Genomic DNA, 22,622 nt, shown 5'->3' on the forward strand with positions numbered 1-22,622 from the left:
CCTCGATCCGAGGAGTCGCGACGCCCCCTTGAAACCACCAGGAACTTCCCGGGGCCGTTCCGCGTCCGCCCGCACCTTTCCCGGAGACCGGCGCGGGCCCCGGCACGGAGGCGGCGACGGCGCCGTCCGAGATCAGGCGGATCAGGCGGATCAGGCGGATCAGGCGGTGATGTCCTTGCCGGTGAAGCGCGCCCAGGCGACGGAGCCGAAGACGGCGACGTAGGCGGCGAAGACCAGCAGCCCCTGCCCCATCTCACCGGTGGCCACCGGATCTCGCAGGACACCGTCGAAGCCGCTCCACCAGTGGGTGAGCAGGTAGGGCTGGATCGCCGACAGCTGCGGGATGACCCCCAGCAGCTGGGACACGATGACGACGACCACGGTCGAGGCGATGGCGCCGACGGACACCTCGGTGAAGGTCGACAGCGCCAGCGCGACGGCGGCCAGCGCGGCCATGCCCGCGGTGACGTACAGCGCCACGACACCGATTCGCAGCACGCCGTCGAGGAAGGGGATCGTCCCTCCCGACAACAGCGTGATCGGCCCCGCGGGGAACAGCAACAGGCCGACGAGCAGCGCGGACAGCGCCACCGCGGCGACGGCGGCCAGGCAGAAGACGACCGCGCCGGCGTACTTGACGGCCAGCAGGCGGGTCCGGCCGGCCGGGGCCGCGAGCAGGTAGCGCAGCGTGCCGATGCCCGCCTCCCCCGCGATCGAGTCACCGGCGACGACCGCGACGGTGACCGGCAGCAACAGCTGCACCAGGACGGAGAACGCGGCGAAGGTGAGGAAGAGCCCGTTCCCCGCGACCTGTTCGAAGATCGCCGACCCGCCGCCGGCGCCTCCCTCTCCCCCCATGGACCCGCTGAACATCCGCAGCGCCGCCCCGATCAGCGCCGGGATCACGGCGAGCACGGCGAGCATCGCGATGTTCCTCGGCCGCCGGAAGATCAGGCCGATCTCCGAGCCGAGCAGCCGCAGCCACGCCCGAGGGGCGCCCACCGCCCGCGCGAGCGGAGGGGCACCGCTAACCGTCGACATCGAATCCCTCCCCGGTCAGGCCCACGAACATGTCCTCAAGGCTCGGTCGCTGGACGGCGAGGCCGCGGACGGCGACGCCGTCGGCGACCAGGGCGGCGCACACCCGCTCCGCCGCGCCGCTCCCCAGCGCGGCGCCGACCTCACCGTCACCGAGGCGGATCTCCGCCAGGCCGAGCCCCGCCAGCACGGCCGCCGCCTCGACGGTGTCGGGGGTCTCCACCCGGATCCTCACCGTCTCCCGCGCGCGCAGATCGGCGATGGATCCCTGGGCGACGAGCCGCCCGGTTCGCATGACGGCGATGTGGGAGCACATCTGCTCCACCTCGGCCAGCAGGTGGGAGGAGACGAACACCGTCGTCCCCTCGGCGGCGATCTCCTTGACCAGGCCACGCACCTCGCGGGTGCCCTGCGGGTCCAGGCCGTTGGTCGGCTCGTCGAGGACGAGCAACTCCCTCGGGCCGAGCAGCGCGGCGGCGATGGCCAGCCGCTGGCGCATGCCGAGCGAGTAGGCGCGGTAGCGCTTGCCCGCCGCGGCGGCGAGGCCCACCCGTTCCAGCGCGTACCCGATCCTGGCCGAGACCGTGCGCGGATCCGCGGAGGGATCGGCGGCGTCGTAGCGGCGCAGGTTGGCCTCGCCCGACAGGTAGGGGTAGAAGGCCGGCCCCTCGACGAGGGCGCCCACCCTCGGCAGCACGCCGCCCGCCGCCGAGGGCATCGGCGCGCCGAGCAACCGCCACTCCCCCGCCGTCGGGGCCACCAGACCGAGCAGCATACGAATCGTGGTGGTCTTTCCCGAGCCGTTGGGGCCGAGGAAGCCGAACACCGACCCGCCGGGTACGGCCAGGTCGAGGGCGTCCACGGCCACCTGACCGCTTCCGAAGCGCTTGGTCAGCCCGCTGGTGACGATGGCGAGATCCCCGTCGGCGGCGGGACCCGGCACCGGTCTCTCGTCCGTCAGCACGGCACCCCCGGCCACCCCGCCGTCCCCGACCTCGCCGGCTCCGCTCTCCGAGGTCTCGCCGCTCCGGTTCTCACCGTCCCCGCCGTTTCTCGCGTTCTGGACGATCGGCACTTCTCCCCCACTGCTCGTCGGTCGTGGGACGGCCGCGCGGCCGTCCCGTCTCATCTCACGCCCCGGACGTTCGCGGGCCGCCGGATCCGCCGGATCTCCCGAACGCCCGCGTGGTCCGGAGGGGCGTCCCCGGTTCACGCCCCCTGATCCCGCACATGGGATCGGAGGACGCCCGCCGGGAGCCGGGCGCGGACACCTGACTCCCGGCGTCGTGTTCACTTCCGACCGGCCGCCTCGGACAGCTTCTCCGGGGTGACGGCACCGACCAGCAGGCGGCCGTCGTCGGTCAGCAGCGCGGAGACCAGCTTGGTCTGGACGACCTTGCCGCTGCCCCACGTGCCACTGATCGGCTTGGCCGACTTCAGCATGGCGTCGGTGATCGCGTCGGCGTCCTGTCCGACCGCGTCTCGTGAGGCCTCGTCCCGTGGTGCCGAGGTCAGCTTCCGCATCTCGGAGGCGGGGATCACCGCGACCGTGGTCCAGCCTTCGCCGACGATCTCGGCCTTGTTCCTGATCTCCTCACCTTCCCTGAGCTTCTCCCCCTGCCGCCCGCGCTCCTCGGCGAGCTCGCCGAGCGACGTCTCCTCGACCTTGGCGCCCGCGGGCGGGGTGAAGGTGAAGTTCTCCGCGGCGGGCGGGGAGAAGGTGACCGAGGTGAAGCCGATCTCGAAGGCGGGCTCGGCCGCGCTCCTGGCGTACACCTGGATCCGCAGCGGGACGAAGGTCTCCCCGTCCAGCGCCACCTTGACCTCCTTGACCAGGGAGGAGGCGTCCTTGGGCGCGAGGACGAGCTGGTAGGCCGCACGGTCGGCGACCTTCTCGGTGTTGGTCACACTGATCGCGGTGTCGTCCCCGGCCTTCTCCAGCAGCTGCCGGGCGAACTGCTGCGGTGTGGCCGCCGTGGGCAGCGCGCTACGTGCGGCGCCGTCGGCCGGCCCCCCGTGCCCGAGTCCCTCGGCGTCCTTCGCCTCCCCCACCTTGATACGGGTGGCCTTGTTCGCGTCGCTCTGCCACATCCACACCTGGTCGCCGTTGACGATCAGGTTGGTCTCGCTCATCCGCCCCGGGAGGGCGAAGCGGACCTTGTCCTCACCGCCGTACCAGACCTTGAGCTCGTGCGAGCCCGCGAGCAGGCCCGCGGGCGAGGATCCCCCCATGCCCGCCACGTCGGGCAGCCCCGGCAACCCGAGTGAGGCGGTCTGCACGACGGTGCCCGACATGGGTTTGAGCCCGGTCTGGCTCGCCTGGACGGCGTCGGCCAGCAGCTGCTCGGCGGTGCGCTCGGGCAGCGCGGGATCCCCCTGCACGGCGGCGATGACCGGTCCGGCTCCGATGGCTCCGGCGACCACCGCGATCGCGGCGACCGGCACCGCCCACCTCACCGCGCGCCCCCGTCTCGCTTGCTCAGACATCTCATTCCTCCACGGTATGCCGTCAATCCCTGTCAGCAGCAGCCTGCGCGACGGGTCCTGTGCCGAAGCTGAGACAGACTGAGAGGGCTCACAGGCTTCTCAGCCGCCTCTCAGGCCGGGTGGTCGAGGATGGGCACGTCGGGACGGTGAAAGGGGCAGTCATGCGGGTTCTCGTCGTCGAGGACGAGCGGAGGATGGCCGCCGCCCTGCGGCGTGGTCTGCAGGCCGAGGGGTTCGTGGTCGACCTCGCGCACGACGGGGAGGACGGCCTGCACCAGGCGAGACACGGCGACTACGACGTGGTGGTGCTGGACATCATGCTGCCCAGGATCTCCGGCTACAACGTCTGCAAGCAGCTGCGGGCCGAGGAGAACTGGGTTCCGATCCTCATGCTGTCGGCCAAGGACGGTGAGTACGACATGGCCGACGGGCTCGACCTGGGCGCCGACGACTACCTGACCAAGCCGTTCTCGTACGTGGTGCTGGTGGCCAGGCTGAGGGCGCTGCTGCGGCGCGGGGCGAGCCGGCGCCCGGCCGTGCTGAGGGCCGGAGACCTGGAGCTCGACCCGGCTCGGCGGCGCGTCACCAGGGGGGAGACGCCGGTGGAGCTGACGCCCAGGGAGTTCGCGCTGCTGGAGTTCCTGCTCCGCCACCACGACGAGGTGGTCTCCAAGACGGAGATCCTGGAGCATGTCTGGGACACCTTCGACACCGATCCCAACGTGGTGGAGGTCTACGTCGGCTACCTGCGGCGCAAGATCGACGTGCCGTTCTCCCGGAACGCGCTGCAGACGGTACGGGGAGCGGGATACCGGCTGGCCGGCGATGGCGGCTGATCCGGCGCACCGGGATTTCGGGGACCCACCCGCCAAGGCGGGAACGGGCTCCCGCACCGGCACGGGTCCGCACGGAGGAGGGCGCGCGGTCGGCAGGTGGCGGCGCAAGAGCCTGCGCTTCCGGCTGACGGCGGTCGCCTCGGCCGTGCTGGCGGTGGCGCTGGTGGTCTCGGCCTACGTGATGATCACCGTGCTCGGCAACGCGCTGCGGGACACCATCGACGAGTCGATCTACCAGCGGGCCAGGGACACGGTCTCGCTCGCCGACGCCGGACGGCTGCCCGACGAGATGACCTCGCCGGACGGCACTCTCCTGCAGGTGATCGACGGCGCGGGGCGGATCACCCACACGACCACCGGCACCGACAGGCTGGTGCCGCTGCTGGACGCGGAACAGCGGGCGGCGGCGATCGGCGAGGGCGAGGCGCGGTTCCTGGACGGCAAGCCGTACGGCATCCCGCACCTGCTCCGCGTCCGGGTGCTCAGCGCCGACCGGGGGCAGACGGTGATCGCGGCGCGTTCCTTCAGCGAGGTGCAGACCAGCATCTCCACGGCGGGGAACGTGCTGATCGTCGGCACGCCACTGCTGCTGGTCCTGCTCGCGGCGGCGAGCTGGGTGATCATCGGCGGGACCCTGAGGCCGATCGCGGCGCTGCGCCGGGGTGCGGACGAGATCACCGACACCGCCCGCTCGCGTCGCCTGCCGGTGCCCGAGGCGCGCGACGAGGTGCACAGTCTGGCCACGACGCTGAACGCGATGCTGGCCCGGCTGGAGAAGGCGGGCATCCGGCAGCAGGCCCTGGTCTCGGACGCGGCGCACGAGCTGCGCAGCCCGCTGGCGAGCATCCGGCTCCAGTTGGAGGTGGCTCTCGGCCACCCCGAGGGGCAGGACTGGCGGGAGACGGCCGAGGGCGTGCTCGAGGACACCATGCGCCTGTCCCGGCTGGCCGAGGACCTGCTCTCGCTCGCCCGCCTGGACGAGCGCGGCGGCACGCCCGCGCGGGGGGAGCCGGTGGAGCTGGACCAGCTCGTCCCGCAGACCGTCGAACGCTACGGCGAGGCCGTCACGGTGAGGATCATCGGCGACCCGGGCGGTGCGCCCGAGAGCGGCCCCGCCCCGGCCGGCGGCGCGGTCGTCGACGCGACCGGCGACGCGACCGGGGGCGTGTCCGGCGGCGCAGGCACGCCGGAGAACGGGTCCCGCGACACCGGCGGCGCGGTGGAGAGCAGGTCGATCACGGTCACCGGGGACGCGCTGGACCTGGGCCGGGTGCTCGTCAACCTGGTCGACAACGCGCTGCGGCACACCTTCGCCCCCGTGGTGGTCGAGCTGCGGACCGAGGGGGCCGACGCGGTGCTGACCGTCGCCGACGACGGGCCGGGCATCCCCGAGGCCGACCGGGAGCGGGTGTTCGACCGGTTCACCCGGCTGGACAGCTCGCGCAGCCGCGACGAGGGCGGAGCCGGGCTGGGCCTGGCCATCGTGCGCGAGACGGTCCACGCCCACGGCGGCGCGGTCCATCTGGAGGACGCCTCCCCGGGTCTTCGCGCGGTCGTACGGCTTCCGCTGTCCTGATCGAGGCCGTTGGATCACCCACTCGGCCGGGCGACGGGCCTCCGCCGTATCCCCCGTACGGGTCGATTCGTGTGATGCTGGCATTTTCCCGGCGGCCCTCGCGGGCCGTTCCCTTCCGGCCCGCGCGAGCCGTACCCCCGAGGAGAGCGATGAGCCTGCCCGACAAGGGCCGCAGCACCGAGGAACTGCTGGCCGAGATCACCCGCCTCAAGCGGGAGGACCTGCCGGTGCGCGGAGGCAAGGTGACCGCGTACGTCTACGACACCGGGCGGCCAGAGGTGCACGAGGCCGCAGCCAGGGCCTACTTCGAGATGCTGGAGGTCAACACCCTCGACCCGACGGCCTTCCCCAGCGTGGTGGAGATGGAGAAACAGGTCGTCGGCGCGGTCGCCGAGCTGCTCGGCGGCGGGTCGGGCATCTTCACCAGCGGCGGCACCGAGTCGATCATGCTGGCGGTGAAGGCGGCACGGGACGCGCGGGAGACCGCGGGGCGCCCCCGGATGGCGGTCCCGGTGACCGCGCACCCGGCCTTCCACAAGGCCGCGCACTACCTGGGGCTCGTGGTGGACGCCGTGCCGGTGGACCCGGTGACCTTCCGCGCCTCCCCGGCGGACGTCGAGGCCGCGATCACCGAGGACACCGTCCTGGTGGTCGCCTCGGCTCCGTCCTACCCGCAGGGCGTGATCGACCCGGTCGCCGGGATCGCCGCGATCGCCGCCGCGCGTGGCGTGCCGTGCCACGTGGACGCCTGCGTGGGCGGGTGGCTGCTGCCGTGGCTGCGCGAGGCCGGGGCGGACATCCCGCCCTTCGACCTGTCGGTGCCCGGGGTCACGTCGCTCTCGTGCGACCTGCACAAGTTCGGCTACGCCCCGAAGGGCGCCTCGGTCGTGCTGTTCGCCGATCCGGCGATGAGGCGGCGGGCGTACTTCGCCTCGGCGTCGTGGCCCGGCTACACGGTGATCAACGCCACCGTGCAGAGTTCGAAGTCCGCGGGCCCGCTGGGCGGCGCGTGGGCCACCCTCCAAGCCCTGGGCCGGGAGGGCTATCTGGAGCTCGGGCGCACCACCCTGGCGGCGGCCCGCGAGCTCCGCGCGGGCATCGCGAAGATCCCGGGGCTGCGGGTGCTCGGTGACCCGGAGTCGGCGCTCGTCGCCTTCGGCTCCGACGGAGGCTCCGGCAGTGGCTCCCACGGGGACTCCGGCGGCGAAGGGGTGGACGTGTTCGTGCTGTCGGACGAGGCGCGGAGACGCGGCTGGTTCCTGCAGCCGCAGCTGTCCTACGCGGGCATCCCGGCCAACATCCACATCACGGTGACCGGGGTGACGCTGCGGGGCGTCGAGGCGATGCTGGAAGTGATCGCGCAATCCGTGGAGGCCGCGCGGGAGCGGGGTCCCGCCAAGCTGCCGGAAGGGCTGGTGGAACTGGTGGCGGGCCTGGACCTGGACGCGCTCGACGACGCCGCCTTCGGTGAGCTGGCGTCCGCGGTCGGGGTGGACCTGGGCGGTTCAGGGCAGCCGGAGATGGCCGTGGTCAACGCGGTTCTCGACGCCCTTCCCGCCGATCGGCGAGAGGCGATCCTGATCCGCTTCCTCTCCGTCATCTATTCCTGATCCACCGGCGTCACCGGCGCAGTCTTTCCACGGTGGCCAGGGCGGCGCGGGCGGAGGCGGCGTCGTGGACGCGGAAGACCCGGGCGCCCTGCCAGGCGGAGACCGCCAGCGTGGCCATGGTCCCGGCGTGGCGTTCGTCCACCGGCAGGCCGCCGAGGGTCTCTCCGACGAAGTCCTTGTTGGAGACCGCGACGAGCACCGGCCAGCCGGTGGCGACCATCTCGTCCAGGCGGCGGCTGACCTCCAGGGAGTGCCAGGTGTTCTTGCCGAAGTCGTGCGCCGGGTCGATGAGGACCGACTCCCTGGGCACCCCCGCGGCGACGGCGCGCTCGGCGAGGTCGACGGTGTAGCCGATGACGTCGGCGACCACGTCGGCGTAGGCGATGCGGTGCGGGCGAGTGCGCGGGGTCACGCGCCCGGCGTGCGCGCAGACCAGGCCGATGCCGTGCCTGGCGGCGACTCCTGCCAGCTCGGGGTCCACCCCGCCCCAGGTGTCGTTGAGAAGGTCCGCGCCCGCCTCGGCGACGACCTCGGCGACCTCGGCGCGCCAGGTGTCGACACTGACGATGAGCCGGGGATGGCGGCGCCTGACCTCGGCGACCAGGTCGGCCACCCGGCGGATCTCCTCGGCGGGATCGACCTCGTCGCCGGGACCCGCCTTCACGCCGCCGATGTCGACGATGTCCGCGCCTCCCGCGACGGCACCGTCCACCGCCTCCAGGGCCGCCGCGAAGCCGTACGTCCTTCCCCTGTCGAAGAAGGAGTCGGGGGTGCGGTTGACCACCGCCATGATCGCGAACTCGCCGGGCCGGAACTCACGGCCACGCAGGCGCAGGATAGTCATCGAGACCGAGCCTATAGCCCCGGTGTCGGAGAGGACGGCGCTCCCACCTGCGCCGCCTCTGGGGGAAATCTGGGAAAACCAGCGAACCACAGGGTCCTTACGCGGCCGACCCACTTTCGGCCACGGACAGGAACTCCTGCGCGATGGCGGGCAGCCGCCGCCGCGCGTGAACGATGGCGATCACCCGGCGGACCGAGGGATCGAGGGTGCGGACCACGAGCCCGGCGCGGGAGGCCTGCTCGGCCATCCCCCGGTACCAGAGCATCGAGGCCGTACCCGAACGGACGGTGCCCAGCCAGTTGCCGCGCTCGTCGAGCTGCGTCGCCACCACGGGGGCCACACCGTGCTTGGCGAAGAGCGCGTCGAACTCCCTGCGCCGGGAACTGCCGGGAACCGGCAGCACCAGCCGCATGCCGTTGAGTCTCCTCATCGGCACCGGGTCGGGCAGGTCCACGCCGGGCGGGGAGATCAGCACGATCTCCTGGCGCTCCAGCGGGTGGCTGACCAGATCGGTGGGGACGGGCAGGTCCGTCAGGCCGAGATCGGCCCGTTGGTCCCTGATGGCGCTCACCACGCCGTCCCGCCCGTCACAGCGGACGATGTGAATGCGTACCCCGGGATGTTCCGCGGTGTACGCGGGGAGGAGGCGTCCTGCCAGCCCCGGTTCGAGGCTGGGTATCGAGGCGATGCGAAGCTCCGCCTCGGACGCGTGGCCGTGCGTGGACAGTGACTCGATCTCGCGGACGGCGTCGAGTGCCTCCCGGGCCAGCTTGACCACCCGGCGTCCCTGTGCCGTGACGACCACGCCACGTCCGGAACGTGCGAACAACGTCATCCCGAGCTCTCGTTCCAAATCCCTGATCGCACGGGAAAGGGCAGGTTGTGCGATGTACAGCGACCTGGCCGCGTCGGTCATGGTGCGATGCTCCGCCGTCGCGACCACATAGCGGAGCTGCTGCAGATTCATGGTTTGAAGCTAGGTCACGGGCCCTGGATCGGTCCGGTACATAGCGGAGATCACCTCGGATGATTTCGGAATGTAATCGAATGCAGCGACATCCGTGACGGATGATAAATCAGTATGCTTACGCCCCAAATTCGGCAAAAGTCCGGACCTGTAGCTCATATCAGACGCTCGGGGTAACGGGGAGACAGCGTGACAGGCAACGGACAACATCCTCCACCACCCCCTCCACCAGGGGGGCGACCACCTCAGGAGCCGCCCGGGTGGGCGGCTCACGGCCACCCCCAGCCGCCACCGGGGTATCCACCGCAGCCGGGACAGGGAGACCGTCCGGCGTCGCCGTGGCAGGGACACCCGTCGCCGCCGGGGCAGGGCTATCCGCACACGCTCATCCTGCCCACGTACCCGGAGCAGGGGCACCCCTCGCCGGGACAGGGAAACCCTCCGGCGCCGCCTCCGGGACAGGCCGGATATCCGCCGGCACCCCCGTCAGGACAGGCCGGATACGCACCGGCACCGCCGAGGCAGGGAAACCATCCAGCGTCGCCGCCGGGGCACGGGAGCCACCCGGCGTCGCCGCCAGGACAGGGATTCCCTCCCGGCTACGGGTATCCCCCCGCCTCCCGGCAGCCGAGCCCGCCCCAGAGCCACCCCCAGCCACCGCCCTCCGGATATCCGCCCCGGTTTCCGTCTTCGCCGGCGCGCCCGCAGCAGCCGCCGCCGGAACAGGGATACCGGCATATGCCCACACTGCCCGGCGGTCAGGCGCCGTACGGTCATCCGACCCCACCGCCATCGCCGTACGGCGATCCGGCCCCACCGGCGCCGCCGTACGGTCATCCATCCCAGCCACCGTCGCCGTACGGTCATCCGACCCCGCCGCCGTACAGTCACCCGGCCCCGCCACCACCGGACCTGCGGCAGCGGCACGCCTACCCGCCACCGCAGTGGCAGCCGCAGCGCTCTCGTTCCAGTGGCGCCGGGGCGATCGCCGGCGGGTTCCTCGGTGTGTTCGCGCTGGTCTTCCTCGGGCTCGTGGTGATGGGCGCGGTGGCCAAGAACAGCCGCCGCTCGGTTTCGGTCTCGCCGGTCGCGATCTCGCCGCCGCCCACCTCCCTGGACGGCAGGCCCACCGCGAAGCCCGCGCGGACCGCGTCCAGCGAACCGCGGCGGACGACGACCTCCTCCGACGCCTCGAAGGACACGGTCACGCCCCCGACCAGGGCACGGGCGCTCAACACCAGCCTGGAGAAGAACACGCTCTACCGGGCCGGCGGGCTTCCCAGGGTCAACTGCCCGGCGGGATCGGCCAGCATCTACGACCACAGTCAGCTCAAGGCACTGATCCTCAAGACCTCCAGATGCATGGACAAGGGGTGGTCCCGGATCATGCGCGAGCAGGGCATGGACTGGCGTCCGCCCGGCTACGCCCTCACCGCGACGAAGGGCCGCGGCGCCTGTGGCGACTTTCCCTCGCCGGGCAGCATGGTGCCCTACTACTGCCCGCGCAACACCACCATCTACGCCTCGACCAGGGCGATGGTGCGCGGGGTGGGCAACTCCGGCGGGTACGGCTCCATCACCGACTGGCACGGCGGGGTCGTCAGCATGATGGCGCACGAGTACGGACACCATGTGCAGCATCTGTCGGGGTTGTCCGACACCTGGTGGCAGAAGTCGCTCCGCTCCGGCAGTCAGAGCGGAAGGCTCGCGCTCAGCCGCCGGTTCGAGCTCCAGGCGACCTGCTTCGGCGCGATGTTCATGCGCTCGGTCTCGGCCAGCTATCCGGTGACCCCCGCCCGGCGCAACACCCTCTACTACTTCTACTCCCGCGTGGGCGACTGGCCCGGCTACCCCCGTGACCACGGTTCCCCGGCGAACAACCATCGGTGGTTCCGGCAGGGCTACGAGAAGAACAAGACCTTCCAGTGCAACACCTGGTTGGCACCGTCTTCAGCGACATCTTAGATAACATCACGACTTAAACGATCATTCACCACAGATTAGCTATCTGTCTGTCATGTCCAGGTATGGGGACTAGAATCCTGGCAAATTCCGTTCAATCGGGGAACCTTGGCTGTTTTGCCAGGTAGACCGGGGCAAGACGTAGTAGGAAGCGGTGTGACGATGCGCCTTGGGCAAGACTCGGGGGATCTCGCCGGCGACAGTGGGAACGGGAAACGGCGCCCCCGGCGCCGCAGCGGTGGCCAGGGCGCGGGCCGCGGCGGCGGCCAAGGTGCAGGTCGTGGCGTCGCGCAGGGGGCGGCCGAGACACAGTCCCCCGCCGCTCCACCCGGCACGCCACAGGCGCAGGGCTCTCCCTCCGGGCAGAACGCGTCCCCCTCCAGGGACGCGGCGAGCGGACTCCGGGCGGCTCCCGGCCAGGCCCAGAGCGTGCCGGACGGGCGGGGCACACCCCCGCAGACCCGGCCCGGCGTACGGGGCGCCGCCGACGGACAGGAGGCGCGCTCCCCTCTGGGCGCGCACAACGGGCCGGGGACGCCCTCCCCCCACGACGTACGCGGCGGGCAGGGAACGCCTCCCCCGAACGGCGTACGCGACGGGCAGGCCACGCACGACGCACAGGAGTCCGTTCCTTCCCGAGGGGCGCCCGAGACCGAGGCGGCCTCTCCCTCGCAGGCCGGAGCTGGACCGCGGCCCGACCAGCCCGCGGGACCGGCTCAGCCTCAGGGAGCAGCCCCGCCCGGAGGGCCCGGCAGCCCCGGAGGACCGGGCCAGAGCGGAGGGTCGCCTCCCGGCCCCCCTGCCCCTCCCGGGCCGCCCGGGAAGCGGCCGCGGTTCGCCAAGCCGATGACGGTCGGCGCGCTCATCGGCTGGACCGCGTTGTCGGCGCTCCTGCCCGGCGCGGCGCACCTGCGGGCGGGACACCGCCGCACCGGATACATCCTCCTCACGATCTTCGGCGCGCTGTTGCTCGCCGCCCTGGTCGGCGCGCTCGTCCTCAGCGGTGACGGCAACGCGGGCTTCGTCGCCCGCGACAGCACGCTGATGACCGGGGCGGTCCTCGCCATCGTCGGCGCGATCGCCTGGTTCCTGCTGGTGCTCTTCTCCTACGTCTCCCTCGGGCCCGACCGGCTCAGCGGCAGGGGACAGATCGTGTCGGGAATCGCGGTCGGCGTGCTGTGCGTGTCGGTGATGGCGCCGTTCGCGCTGACCGCGAGCACCGTGCTGACCGTCAAGGACGCGGCCAACAGCATCTTCGAGAGCGCCTCGGCCAACCCCACGGCGGCCCCCGTCAAGCACGAGGACCCGTGGGGCGGGCGCAAGCGGGTGAACTTCCTGCTCGTCGGCGGCGACGGCGCCGGAAACCGGGAGGGCGTGCGGACCGACAGCATGACCATGGCCAGCGTGCACGTCGCGACCGGCAACACCGCCATGTTCAGCCTCCCCCGCAACCTCCAGCACGTCCGCTTCCCGCCGAACACCCCGCTCGGCAAGCGGTTCCCCGACGGGTTCATGCGCGAGCTGCCCAACGGGGGCCTGCTCAACGAGGTCTGGCAGTACGCCGAGGACCACCCCGAGCTCATGCCCGACGTCAAGGACGGCCATCGAGGCCCTCGGGCCCTCATGGAGGCGATCGGCTACACGCTCAACCTGAAGATCGACTACTACGCCCTGGTCAACATGTTCGGTTTCGCCCACCTGGTGGACGCCATCGGCGGCCTGAGGATCAGGGTGGAGAGCGACGTGCCCTGGGGCGGCCTCTACGGCACCGCGGGGACCATCAAGGCCGGATACCGGAAGCTCACCGGCGAGGAGGCCCTCTGGTACGGGCGCTCCCGCGTCGGCAGCGACGACTTCTCCCGGATGGCCCGCCAGCGCTGCGTCATCGGCGCCTTCACCCAGCAGGCCACCCCGTCGGTCGTGCTCACCAACTTCGTCAAGATCGCGAACGTGGCCAAGAAGATGGCCAAGACCGACATCCCTCGCGAGTTGCTCGAGCACATCACCGAACTGGGGCTGAAGGTCAAGGACGCTAGGATCGTGAGCCTCCAGTTCGTGCCGCCGGAGTTCTACACCGGCTCGCCCGACTGGCAGAAGATCCGTGCCGCGACCGCCAGGACGCTGCGCCAGTCACTGCAGCCGGCCCGTCGGCCCCTCGCCGCGACGGCCTCCCCCGGGACGAGCGGCACGAGCGGATCAACGCCCACCGCCACACCCAAGCCCTCCAGGACGGCGGTGGCCAAGCCGAGCCAGACGCCCACCCCGAACGGCAAGGGCGAGGCCGCGTCCCTGGACGAGCTCTGCGGGTTCTGACCGCCCCGCGCGACCGGCTCCGCCGCCGACCATCCCGCACGCATGTGGCCCGCCCTCCGCGAAGGAGGACGGGCCACCGGCGCTTTTCCCGGAGCCCGCCGGGCTCAGCCGGCCTTGGCCGCTCCGACGCCCCTCGCGGTCCTGGGCAGCAGGACGAAGGCCCCCAGATAGATCAGGCCCGCGACGATCAGCAGTGCCTGGTAGCCGATGACCAGCGCCAGATACTCCAGGCAGCCTCCGACCATCGCGCCCAGCAGGTTCGCCCCGAAGGACACGGTGGCGTCCGCGGAGTCGGCGAAGCGCTTGGCGAACACCACGTTGGCCGCGAAGATCGGCAGGAACGCCACGACCACGGCCGCCACGGCGCGCACCGGCAGCGGCAGGCTCAGCAGCCACGAGTTGGGCACCAGCCAGGCGAGGACCAGCCCCGCGAGCAGCACCCCGTACATCACCGGCAGCGACGGCACCCTGAAGCGGCGGGTCACCTCCACCGCGGCGAGCACGGCGACCAGCACCCCGCCGAACACGATCGCGTTCACCACCCAGGTGGTGCCGAACAGCAGCGCGAACCCGGTCACGCTCTTCGTCTCCAGCAGCAGGAACGCCACCCCGAGCAGGAAGAGGTCGGCGTACGGGCGCATCCGCCGGTAGGGACCGGCGACGGCGCGGACGGCGAGCAGGCTGACGACGAGGATCAGGCCGAGGGTGATGACGTAGATCTGCGGGATCGTCCGGTCCTTCAGGTAGAGGAAGGGCCGGTCGTCACCGCTCGGCGGCGGGGTGTCGGCGGTCGCCCCCGCCCATTCGGAGTCGCAGCGCTGCGCCTCGGCGGTGAGACCCGCGGTGATCACCGCCTGCTGCCCGGTCTCGCTGACGATGTCGACGCAGGGCTTGTGGCCGAAGGCGGCCTGCATGGTGGAGCCGAGGCGGTCCACCAGCCAGGTCTCGCGGTAGTAGTTGTACATCGAGAAGGTGCCGCCGGGCTTGAGGTGGTCCCTCGCCGCCTCCATCGCCTGCTGGGTGAACAGGTAGCTCTCCAGCCGCAGCGAGCTCGCCCCGGACACCAGGGTGAGCGAGTCGGGCAACGCGAAGAGGATGAGGTCGTACTTGTCGGAGGTCCGTTCCAGGAAGGCGCGGCCGTCGGTGACGTGGGCGGTGACGCGGGGGTCGCTGTACGGACTGTCGGGGTGGTAGGAGCGGCCGAGTTCGAGCAGTTTGGGGTCGATCTCCACGGCGTCCACACGCTTGGCGCCCTTCGACAGCGCGATCGACACGTCGGTCCCGCTGCCCGCGCCCACGATCAGCACGTCGTCCAGCTTGCCCGAGGTCGCGCGCTCGTACGGCAGGGCGTACTGGCGTTCCCACTCCAGGCGGCTTTTGGCCGGGCTGGCCTGCTGGTGCGGGATGCCGTTGACCTTGATGTCCATCAGCGGCACGTCGTTCCAGTAGCCGCGCACGTAGGTCACCTTGTAGTAGGGCGACCACAGCGCCCCGGCCGTCAGCGACTCCGTCGCGAGGACCCCGACGACGATGAGGGAGGGCACGAGCAGCGCCGCGCGGGCCCAGACCCTGCGGGGCCAGAGCAGCACCGCGTAGGCGACCGCGGCGATCAACCCCCACACCACCGGGGGCGCGCTGAGGAACGACAGCGCGGTGAACAGCGCGATGCCGCCGAGGCTGCCGATCAGGTCGTAGCGGTAGGCCTCCAGCCGTTCCAGCTCGGGGAAGCACCGCCCGACCAGCTCGGCCGGGCCCATCAGCACGATCGCCGCCGCGGCGAAGATGACCGGCAGGATCAGCCAGGCGGGCGGCCCGCTCTCGCTCAGGCTCGTCCAGTACAGGACCCCCTCGGTCTGGCGGTCCACGGTGACCGGGAAGAGCCACACGACCAGCACCAGGACGGCGAGCACGATCGGCGAGTAGTACGGCTGCCGGGTGGTGCGTCCCACCCGGAGGAAGCCGAGCCCGATACCGAGAAACGACCCCAACAGGACGAAGTTGGTGAAGTAACTCAGATGAACGATGTTCGATCCGGTCCATCGGATCAGGGCCAGCTCCAGGAAGAGCATGAACCCACTGGCGACGATCAGTCTGGGCCGGGTGCTCAGCCAGTGGGTGTGCCGGACATCTGGGGTGGGGGGTGGAGTCGTCTCCGCCTCTGCGGTCATGCCGCCCAACGCTAGTCACCGGCACCCGCACAGGGAAGGAAATCCATCCCTGTCGTTTGTGTGGGTTACATGCCATGAGACCAGATAGAGGGTGGTTTCAACGGCTGGACGCGATCGAGGCGGATGCAGGAACGTGGTGGAGCCCGATCCTCTCAAGCCCCGGTGGTGCACATGCGGGTCCTGCTCCAGCTCCGTCCATCCCCCGACGTCGTCGCGGCCGTGGCCGACCCCTCGGTGAGCACGGCGGCGGCCGACGTCGCCGACGCGTTGCCCGGCGTCGTCGTGGACCCCTCCTTCACCCCTGTCGTCGCTCCCCGCCCGGTCCCCCTCGCCGGGGGCGATCCCCTCTCGCTCAACCAGCCGCTCACGTTCTCCTTCGCCGACGACGAGGCCTCCGTCCTGGTCCGCGGGGAGATCTCCGACGACGAGATCTCCACCCGGGTCACCCTGCTGCCCTCGCTGCGTCCCGACGTGGTGGGGGTCTTCGCCGACCCGATGATCCAGCGGAGCCTCACCTGCGGCGGAACGCCACCGGTGGGCGACTGGCGCGACGTGGAGCGGCTGCTCCACGTCCCCGAGCTGGCGCGCGAGGGCCTCGACGGCTCTGGCGTCGCGCTCGCGGTGCTCGACAGCGGTATCAACGCCGCGCACGTGGCCCGGCAGTTCGACCGCGGCGTGGCCCTCGACGCCCAGCGCAGCTGGAAGCCGTCGGGGGTGCGGGGCGAGGCGGGCGAGTTCCCCGTCGACCACGGCACGATGTGCGCCTTCGACGCGCTCATCGCCGCCCCGAGGGCGTCGCTGATCGACGTGCCCGTGCTGCTCTCCCGGCGTCCGGGCGGCTCGGCGCTGGACGGCCTGCTGTCGGACGCGGTCGCCGCCTTCGCCCACCTGCGCACCGTCCTCGAAGACCAGCCCGAGGCATCACGCTCCCTCGTCGTCACCAACAGCTGGGGCTCCTTCTCCCCCAGCTGGGACTTCCCCGCGGGCCATCCCGGCAACTACTCCGACAACCCGGCCCACCCGTTCAACCTGATCGTCTCCAGCCTGGAGCAGGCGGGCGCCGACGTGCTGTTCGCCGCGGGAAACTGCGGGCGCGACTGCCCCGACGGCCGGTGCGCGTACGCCAACCGGCCGATCACGGGCGCGAACTCCCACCCGCGCGTCCTGTCGGTCGGCGGGGTCGACATCCGTGGCGAGCGGGTCGGCTACTCCTCGCAGGGGCCCGGCCGCCTCACCGTGAGAAAGCCCGATCTCTGCGCCTTCACCCACTTCTCCGGCTCGCGGGCCTTCGGCGACGACGAGGCCGACTCGGGCACCTCGGCCGCCTGTCCCGTCGTCGCCGGGGTCGTCGCGGCCATCCGCACCCTGTGGCCCTCCTCCCGGCTGTCCCCCTCCCAGCTGCGCACCCTGCTCCGGCGCACCGCCGACGACCGCGGCGACATCGGGTTCGACCACGACTACGGCTACGGAGTCGTCGACACCCCCGGGATGCTCGCCTCGTTGCGACGCCGCGCCAGACGCGTAGCGTGAGTGCATGCTCCTGATCACCGTACGGCTCCCGCCCGACGCCACGCTCGCGCAGGCCATGCGGCGCCTGAAGCTGCCCGAGGAGGACGTCGACACCGACTACGGCCTGGTGCTCATCGACCCCGACCAGGGCCTGTACGGCCTGCGGGTGAGCGAGGTCGCCGCCCGCCGGGTCGCCCCGAAGGAGGGCGGCCCCTACTCCGACCCGAAGATCGAGCCGTACGGCCCTCCAGGCTGAACACCGCACTCGCCGGGCGGGGCCCGGCCCCCTGCCCCTCTGCCTGCCGGACAGAGCACAGGGGCAGGGCCGAAAGCAGTGGTGGCACTCTCTTCCCGGCACGGAACGTTCCCGTACCGCAAAGCCCGAATATTTCGGACACCTCACTCCACGAAAGGCGGATTTCGGTCTTCACCGGTCCGTTATGATCTTTGCTTGTCCTTGACCTTTTGACTTCCGGGAGTCCCCGTGCCACCGCGCGAGCGTCTCCGCCGCCTGCTCGAAACGCAGCGTTTCCAGCAGTTCATCATCACCGTCATCGTGATCAACGCGGCCACGCTCGGACTGGAGACCTCGGCGACGCTCGCCGAGCCGTACGGCGCGGTGCTCACCGTCGTCGACCACCTCGCCCTCTACGTCTTCGTCGCCGAACTCACCGCCAAGCTGTACGCCTACGGCTGGCGGTTCTTCCGCAACCCGTGGAGCCTCTTCGACACCGTGATCGTGGTCGTCTCGCTGCTCCCCACGGCGGGCGGGCTCTCGGTGCTGCGCGCGCTGCGCATCCTGCGGGCGCTACGGCTCATCTCCGTGCTTCCCAGCCTGCGCCGGGTGGTGACCGCGCTGCTCACGGCACTGCCGGGGATGAGCTCGATCGTGCTGCTGCTGGCACTGGTGCTCTACGTCGCGGCGGTGATGAGCACGAAGCTCTACCACGTCACCGCCCCCGAGTATTTCGGCGACCTGCCCACCTCGCTGTTCACCCTGTTCCAGATGATGACCGGGGACGCCTGGTCCGACATCACCAGGGAGGTGATGGACGAGCATCCGTCGGCGTGGCTGTTCTTCGTGGTGTTCATGCTGGTGTGCACCTTCGTGGTGCTGAACCTGTTCATCGCGGTGGTGGTCAGCGCGATGGAGGAGGAGCACGCCGAGGAGTCCGTACAGGCGACCGAGGAACTGGGCAGGACCGTACTCGCCGAGCTGGCCTCGCTCCGGGCCGAGGTGCGGGAGTTGCGGGACCGGGTTCCGGTGCCGGTGAACGGCGCCGCGGGAACGAACGGAACGGCGAACGGCGACTCGGGCTCCGCGGGGAAGAACGACACGAACTCCGGCGGAAAGAACGGCTCAGGCTCCGCGGGAAAGAACGGTTCTGCGGGAAAGAACGGCTCGGATTCGAAGGGCTCGGCGAACGGTGGCGTGAGAAAGCCCGCCACCCGGAAGGCGGCGGGCCGGCGGCGCGGATAGGCGCCGGGTCAGCGCGAGTAGAACTCCACCACGAGCTGCTCGTCCACCGGGACCACGATCTGCTCGCGCAGCGGGCGGCTGAAAAGGGTGAACCGGAGGTCGGCGTGGTCGACGTCGAGGTAGGCGGCCGTCCGGTCGTCCGCGTACACGCCTTCGGACGCCGCGACGAACGGCTGCATCCGGCGTGATCTCTCGCGCACCGCGACGACCTGGCCCGGCTTGACGAGGTAGCTGGGGATGTCGACCTTGCGGCCGTCCACGGTGATGTGGCCGTGGGTGACGTACTGGCGGGCCGCGTAGATGGACGGGGCGAGCCCTGAGCGCAGGACGAGGGAGGCGAGGCGCGTCTCCAGCAGCACCACCAGCTCCGCGCCCGCCCGGCCGGTGCCGCGCAGCGCCATGTCCCAGTAGCGGCGCATCTGCCGTTCGGAGACGTCGTAGTACCAGCGGAGCTTCTGCTTCTCCATCAACCGCAGCCCGTAGTCACCGGTCTGCCGCCGGTTGGTCTTGCGACCGTGCTCACCCGGCGGGTAGGGGCGCTCCTCGAAGTATCGGACGGCCTTACGGGTCAGCGGCACGCCGGCCCTCCGGGAAAGACGCACCTTCGGCCCGGTGTAGCGCATGCTCACTCCTCTGTGGTTAGGTTTACCTTAGTTAGGCAAGGCTAATCTTATACACAGCAGTGTCCCCGACCTCAAGGAGAGCCGGTTCATGCAGCCCGTCACCGCTCCGCCGATCCCCGAGCGGGTCCGCACCCTCGCAGCCACCGCCGCTCCCACCCACGTCTCCGTCTCCGGAACCAACGCTCCCGCGACACCCGCCAGGGGCGGCGTGGACGGCGCCGGACGACCCGTGCTGCTCGTCCTGCCCGGCGATCCGCTCCATGACGTGCGAGACGAGCCCGTGGTGACCGTGGATCTGACGTCGACCCGCTCACTGGGAGCGCACGAGCTCTCGCGGGGCCTGCTCAAGGTGCAGGGCTGGGCGCAGGCGGTGCCCGAGGCCGAGGTGAGGGAGACGGCGGTGGCGATCGCCGAACGCTGCCCGGACGAGGCCCTGTTCGAGACGCTGGAGGGGATGGACGGCCCCCGGCTGATCCGCGTCGACGTCGGCAGGGTGATCTATCTCACCGGGCCGGAGTCGGGCCTGCTGGACGCGGAGGAGTATCTGGGCGCCGCCCCCGACCCCCTGATGGACGACGCCGAGCGCATGCTCCACCACATCAACGGCTCCCACCGCCGGCAGTTGGAGGCCGCGCTCGTCTCCCTGCTCGCCGCACCGGTGCCGGAGGCCTGGCTCTGGGAGCTCGACCGCTTCGGGGCGACCGTCCGCTGCGGCGTCGACAGCGACCCGACGCTGATCCGGCTGCCATGGCCCTCGCCCATCGGCGACGCGGAGTCCCTCGAACACGCCGTACGCTGCCTGCTCTGCCGGCACTGACGAGGAAAGCCCGGCCGGGGCCCCTCGACGACCAAAAGGGCGACGATTCATCGCGTGGCACCGTTTTATCGCACGGCGCCATTTCCGGGCTAGGCAGGAAATGGCGCCAGACCATTTCATGTGAAGCACGCAGAATGGCCGTAGGAAACCACTCCGAGAGCGCGATCACTCCCGGAGTGGAATATCCTCCCGAAAGGAGATCGTCCTCGGGAGCGGAATGTCAGCCCTCGGACACCACCTCGCTGGTGTTTCTGATCACCTGGTCGACGAAGCCGTAGTCTCTGGCCTCGGTGGCGGTGAACCAGCGGTCGCGATCCCAGTCCTCCTCGATCCGCTCCAGCGGCTGGCCGGTGTGGAAGGCGATCCGCTCGCGCATCATCTGCTTGGTGTAGAGCATCTGCTCGGCCTGGATGGCGATGTCGGCGGCCGTGCCCCCGAGGCCTCCCGAGGGCTGATGCATGATCACCCTGGCGTGCGGCAGGACGTAGCGCTTGCCGGGAGCGCCCGAGCAGAGCAGGAACTGCCCCATGGACCCCGCGATGCCCATGCCCACGGTGGCGACGTCGTTGGGGATGTACTGCATCACGTCGTAGATGGCCATTCCGGCCGACACCGAGCCGCCGGGTGAGTTGATGTAGAGCCAGATGTCGCGACGGTCGTCGTCGGCGGAGAGCAGGAGGAGCTCCCCGCAGATCCGGTTGGCGACCTCGTCGTTCACCTCACTGCCGAGCACGACGATCCGCTTGCGCAGCAGCCTCTGATACAGCTGGTCTTCGGGGACGATCTGGGGACCGCTCACGTCTTCCACCTACTCCGAACCCGAGGTTTGCCGATAAACGAATACCCGCGACCATAGTCCAGCGGGGAGCCGCGTTTTCCGTTCGTTCGCTGTCAGCGCTTTTCGCTGAAAGCGCAGCATCCCTCATTTCGTTTTTCCTCCGGGTGCGGTCGTCGCCCGGCCGGAACGGCCGTTCCCCCTGGCCACGAGCGTTTCCCGGCCGGATGAGTGCCCTCGGGCGGCCCCGGGGCGGGGCGTGATCACGCTCCCCCCTCGCGAGCGCCTCCAGGAGAGCGACGCCGGATCGGCCGGGCGGCGACCGCGCCCAGAGCAGGCATGTTTACCCCCTCCTCTGGAGGAGAGGGGACCTGTCGAAGTGGACAAAACTCCACAACGGGAGGGATAACACCATGGGTCACGACGACAAGATCGCCAACAAGGCCGAAGAGCTCGGGGGCAAGGTCAAGGAAGGCGCGGGACGTGCCACCGGTAACGAGCGGCTTGAGGCCGAAGGCAAGGCCGACCAGAGCGAGAGCAACCTCAAGCAGGCCGGGGAGAAGGTCAAGGACAGCGCGAAGAAGGTCAAGGACGCCTTCAAGAGCTGACTCGCGACTCACATGGCGGTGGGGGCCCGGTTTTCCGGGCCCCCACCGCCATGTCGGGAGGAGTCCTTGCCCCGGGCCCTGTCCACCCTCGTCGGGCGGGGCCGTCCGCCCTCCTCGGGCCGGGGACCATAGGGCGCCAGGTCAAAGAGGTCGGCTCTCAGGAGGCCGGGCCGACCTCCGGTTCCGGCGCCCCGTCACCGGACGTGTCCTCTCCCTCGTCGCCCGCGATCTCGCCGTCGGCCTCGTTCTCGGTTTCGGTCTCGGCCTTGGCCTCGCTCACACCCTCTGGTCTCTCCTCTGCAGGAGTGCGGCGCGCGTCGTCGGGATCCGCCAGAAGTGGTCGCTCGGGGAAGGTCGTGTCCGCCCCCGACCGCTCCGCCACGACCCTGCTCTCGCCGTCGATGCCCCGCGGACCCGCGGGCGGCGGATCCTGCGCGGGGGCGTCACTTTCGGTACCGGCGCCCTCGGCACCGGTGCTCTCGGTGCCGCCCGTCTCGGCACCTTCACGCTCGGCCGTGTCTTCGCTCGTCTCAGGAGTGTCCGTCATGCCGACCCCCTCCCCTGACAAAGTCCAAATATGTCGCCGGGCAGGCATGGGGCCGGTCAGCCGGGTAGGGAAACCCTCGACGAAGGGAGCGAGATCATGACGGTCACCCGGTTTCAGGATCTGCTACTGGCCGAGCACGACAGGGCCTGGGACGGCGAAGCGGCCGAGAAGCGCGTCCGATCATGGTCGGACGCCGAGGAGGAGCCCAATGCCCGATATCGAGAGGCCCACCTCTGGTACGACGGCGACGAGCCGGACAACTTCGGGAGTTACAAGCTTCCCATCGCCGACGTGATCGACGGCAGGCTCAAGGTGGTGCCGCAGGCCGTACGAGCCGCGGGAGGGGTCCTGCAGGGAGCCAGGGGCGGGGTCAAGGTGCCCGAGGAGGACCTCGAACGGATCAAGGCCCACCTGGCCAGGTACTACGCCAAGATGGGCGAGAGCGCCCCCTGGGAGTCCTGA

At 70.8% G+C, this 22,622-nt stretch carries 20 protein-coding genes; 11 read left to right on the forward strand and 9 right to left on the reverse strand.

Features of this window, described 5'->3' with window-relative positions:
• Positions 1 to 159: 159 nt before the first annotated feature.
• The 3 genes from ABT352_RS34430 to ABT352_RS34440 form a co-directional block, all read right to left on the reverse strand.
• Positions 160 to 1,041: a DUF2705 family protein gene (locus ABT352_RS34430; protein ID WP_350949197.1), complete on the reverse strand. Its 882-nt coding sequence runs from the start codon at positions 1,039 to 1,041 to the stop codon at positions 160 to 162.
• Positions 1,028 to 2,113: an ABC transporter ATP-binding protein gene (locus ABT352_RS34435; RefSeq protein WP_350949198.1), complete on the reverse strand. Its 1,086-nt coding sequence runs from the start codon at positions 2,111 to 2,113 to the stop codon at positions 1,028 to 1,030. Before ABT352_RS34435 ends, ABT352_RS34430 begins: the two co-directional genes overlap by 14 nt.
• A gap of 215 nt (positions 2,114 to 2,328) precedes the next feature.
• Positions 2,329 to 3,525, reverse strand: coding sequence for a LolA family protein (locus ABT352_RS34440; protein ID WP_350949199.1), 1,197 nt, complete (start codon positions 3,523 to 3,525; stop codon positions 2,329 to 2,331).
• Positions 3,526 to 3,686: 161 nt separating this feature from the next.
• Between ABT352_RS34440 and ABT352_RS34445 the strand changes: the two genes are divergently transcribed.
• The 3 genes from ABT352_RS34445 (at position 3,687) to ABT352_RS34455 (ending at position 7,547) form a co-directional block, all read left to right on the forward strand.
• The gene (locus tag ABT352_RS34445; RefSeq protein WP_350949200.1) at positions 3,687 to 4,361 is read left to right on the forward strand and encodes a response regulator transcription factor; all 675 of its coding nucleotides are present in this window, start codon (positions 3,687 to 3,689) and stop codon (positions 4,359 to 4,361) included.
• Positions 4,351 to 5,937, forward strand: a complete 1,587-nt coding sequence (locus ABT352_RS34450; protein WP_350949201.1) for a sensor histidine kinase — start codon at positions 4,351 to 4,353, stop codon at positions 5,935 to 5,937. Before ABT352_RS34445 ends, ABT352_RS34450 begins: the two co-directional genes overlap by 11 nt.
• A gap of 149 nt (positions 5,938 to 6,086) precedes the next feature.
• Positions 6,087 to 7,547: a pyridoxal phosphate-dependent decarboxylase family protein gene (locus ABT352_RS34455; protein WP_350949202.1), complete on the forward strand. Its 1,461-nt coding sequence runs from the start codon at positions 6,087 to 6,089 to the stop codon at positions 7,545 to 7,547.
• Between the two features lie 10 nt (positions 7,548 to 7,557).
• Here ABT352_RS34455 and folP read toward each other — a convergent pair whose 3' ends face one another.
• Together folP and ABT352_RS34465 are read right to left on the reverse strand one after the other, a co-directional pair.
• Entirely contained in the window at positions 7,558 to 8,391 is an 834-nt protein-coding gene (gene folP / locus ABT352_RS34460) for a dihydropteroate synthase (RefSeq protein WP_350949203.1), read from the reverse strand.
• Between the two features lie 97 nt (positions 8,392 to 8,488).
• Complete coding sequence (locus tag ABT352_RS34465; protein WP_350949204.1) at positions 8,489 to 9,358, reverse strand: LysR family transcriptional regulator; 870 nt, start codon at positions 9,356 to 9,358, stop codon at positions 8,489 to 8,491.
• 738 nt (positions 9,359 to 10,096) lie between these two features.
• Here ABT352_RS34465 and ABT352_RS34470 point away from each other — a divergent pair.
• Both ABT352_RS34470 and ABT352_RS34475 read left to right on the forward strand, forming a co-directional pair.
• Positions 10,097 to 11,323, forward strand: a complete 1,227-nt coding sequence (locus tag ABT352_RS34470) for a neutral zinc metallopeptidase (RefSeq protein ID WP_350949205.1) — start codon at positions 10,097 to 10,099, stop codon at positions 11,321 to 11,323.
• Positions 11,324 to 11,482: 159 nt separating this feature from the next.
• Positions 11,483 to 13,633 (forward strand): LCP family glycopolymer transferase, encoded by a 2,151-nt coding sequence (locus ABT352_RS34475; RefSeq protein WP_350949282.1) that lies wholly within the window; start codon positions 11,483 to 11,485, stop codon positions 13,631 to 13,633.
• Positions 13,634 to 13,737: 104 nt separating this feature from the next.
• Here the strand turns inward: ABT352_RS34475 and ABT352_RS34480 are convergent, their stop codons facing one another.
• Complete coding sequence (locus tag ABT352_RS34480) at positions 13,738 to 15,801, reverse strand: spermine/spermidine synthase domain-containing protein (RefSeq protein WP_350949206.1); 2,064 nt, start codon at positions 15,799 to 15,801, stop codon at positions 13,738 to 13,740.
• 171 nt (positions 15,802 to 15,972) lie between these two features.
• Here ABT352_RS34480 and ABT352_RS34485 point away from each other — a divergent pair, with 171 nt between their 5' ends.
• From ABT352_RS34485 to ABT352_RS34495, 3 genes are all read left to right on the forward strand, one after another.
• The gene (locus ABT352_RS34485; protein ID WP_350949283.1) at positions 15,973 to 17,331 is read left to right on the forward strand and encodes a S8 family peptidase; all 1,359 of its coding nucleotides are present in this window, start codon (positions 15,973 to 15,975) and stop codon (positions 17,329 to 17,331) included.
• A 4-nt stretch (positions 17,332 to 17,335) separates the two neighbouring features.
• A complete protein-coding gene (locus ABT352_RS34490; RefSeq protein WP_350949207.1) occupies positions 17,336 to 17,566 on the forward strand; it encodes a hypothetical protein in 231 nt (76 codons plus the stop codon).
• A 228-nt stretch (positions 17,567 to 17,794) separates the two neighbouring features.
• A complete protein-coding gene (locus ABT352_RS34495; RefSeq protein WP_350949208.1) occupies positions 17,795 to 18,790 on the forward strand; it encodes an ion transporter in 996 nt (331 codons plus the stop codon).
• An 8-nt stretch (positions 18,791 to 18,798) separates the two neighbouring features.
• Here ABT352_RS34495 and rpsD read toward each other — a convergent pair whose 3' ends face one another.
• Positions 18,799 to 19,413, reverse strand: a complete 615-nt coding sequence (rpsD, locus tag ABT352_RS34500) for a 30S ribosomal protein S4 (RefSeq protein ID WP_350949209.1) — start codon at positions 19,411 to 19,413, stop codon at positions 18,799 to 18,801.
• Between the two features lie 88 nt (positions 19,414 to 19,501).
• Between rpsD and ABT352_RS34505 the strand changes: the two genes are divergently transcribed.
• Positions 19,502 to 20,230, forward strand: a complete 729-nt coding sequence (locus tag ABT352_RS34505) for a DUF2470 domain-containing protein (protein ID WP_350949210.1) — start codon at positions 19,502 to 19,504, stop codon at positions 20,228 to 20,230.
• 220 nt (positions 20,231 to 20,450) lie between these two features.
• On the opposite strand, the gene ABT352_RS34510 is transcribed toward ABT352_RS34505, so the two are convergent.
• The gene (locus ABT352_RS34510) at positions 20,451 to 21,029 is read right to left on the reverse strand and encodes a ClpP family protease (protein WP_350949211.1); all 579 of its coding nucleotides are present in this window, start codon (positions 21,027 to 21,029) and stop codon (positions 20,451 to 20,453) included.
• A 389-nt stretch (positions 21,030 to 21,418) separates the two neighbouring features.
• Here ABT352_RS34510 and ABT352_RS34515 point away from each other — a divergent pair, with 389 nt between their 5' ends.
• Positions 21,419 to 21,613 (forward strand): CsbD family protein, encoded by a 195-nt coding sequence (locus ABT352_RS34515; RefSeq protein WP_350949212.1) that lies wholly within the window; start codon positions 21,419 to 21,421, stop codon positions 21,611 to 21,613.
• A 157-nt stretch (positions 21,614 to 21,770) separates the two neighbouring features.
• Here the strand turns inward: ABT352_RS34515 and ABT352_RS34520 are convergent, their stop codons facing one another.
• Entirely contained in the window at positions 21,771 to 22,160 is a 390-nt protein-coding gene (locus tag ABT352_RS34520) for a prolipoprotein diacylglyceryl transferase (RefSeq protein ID WP_350949213.1), read from the reverse strand.
• Between the two features lie 96 nt (positions 22,161 to 22,256).
• Here ABT352_RS34520 and ABT352_RS34525 point away from each other — a divergent pair, with 96 nt between their 5' ends.
• Positions 22,257 to 22,622 (forward strand): hypothetical protein, encoded by a 366-nt coding sequence (locus ABT352_RS34525; RefSeq protein WP_350949214.1) that lies wholly within the window; start codon positions 22,257 to 22,259, stop codon positions 22,620 to 22,622.

The sequence above is a fragment of the Streptosporangium sp. NPDC000563 genome (assembly GCF_040299985.1).
In the GTDB taxonomy this organism is placed as follows: domain Bacteria; phylum Actinomycetota; class Actinomycetes; order Streptosporangiales; family Streptosporangiaceae; genus Streptosporangium.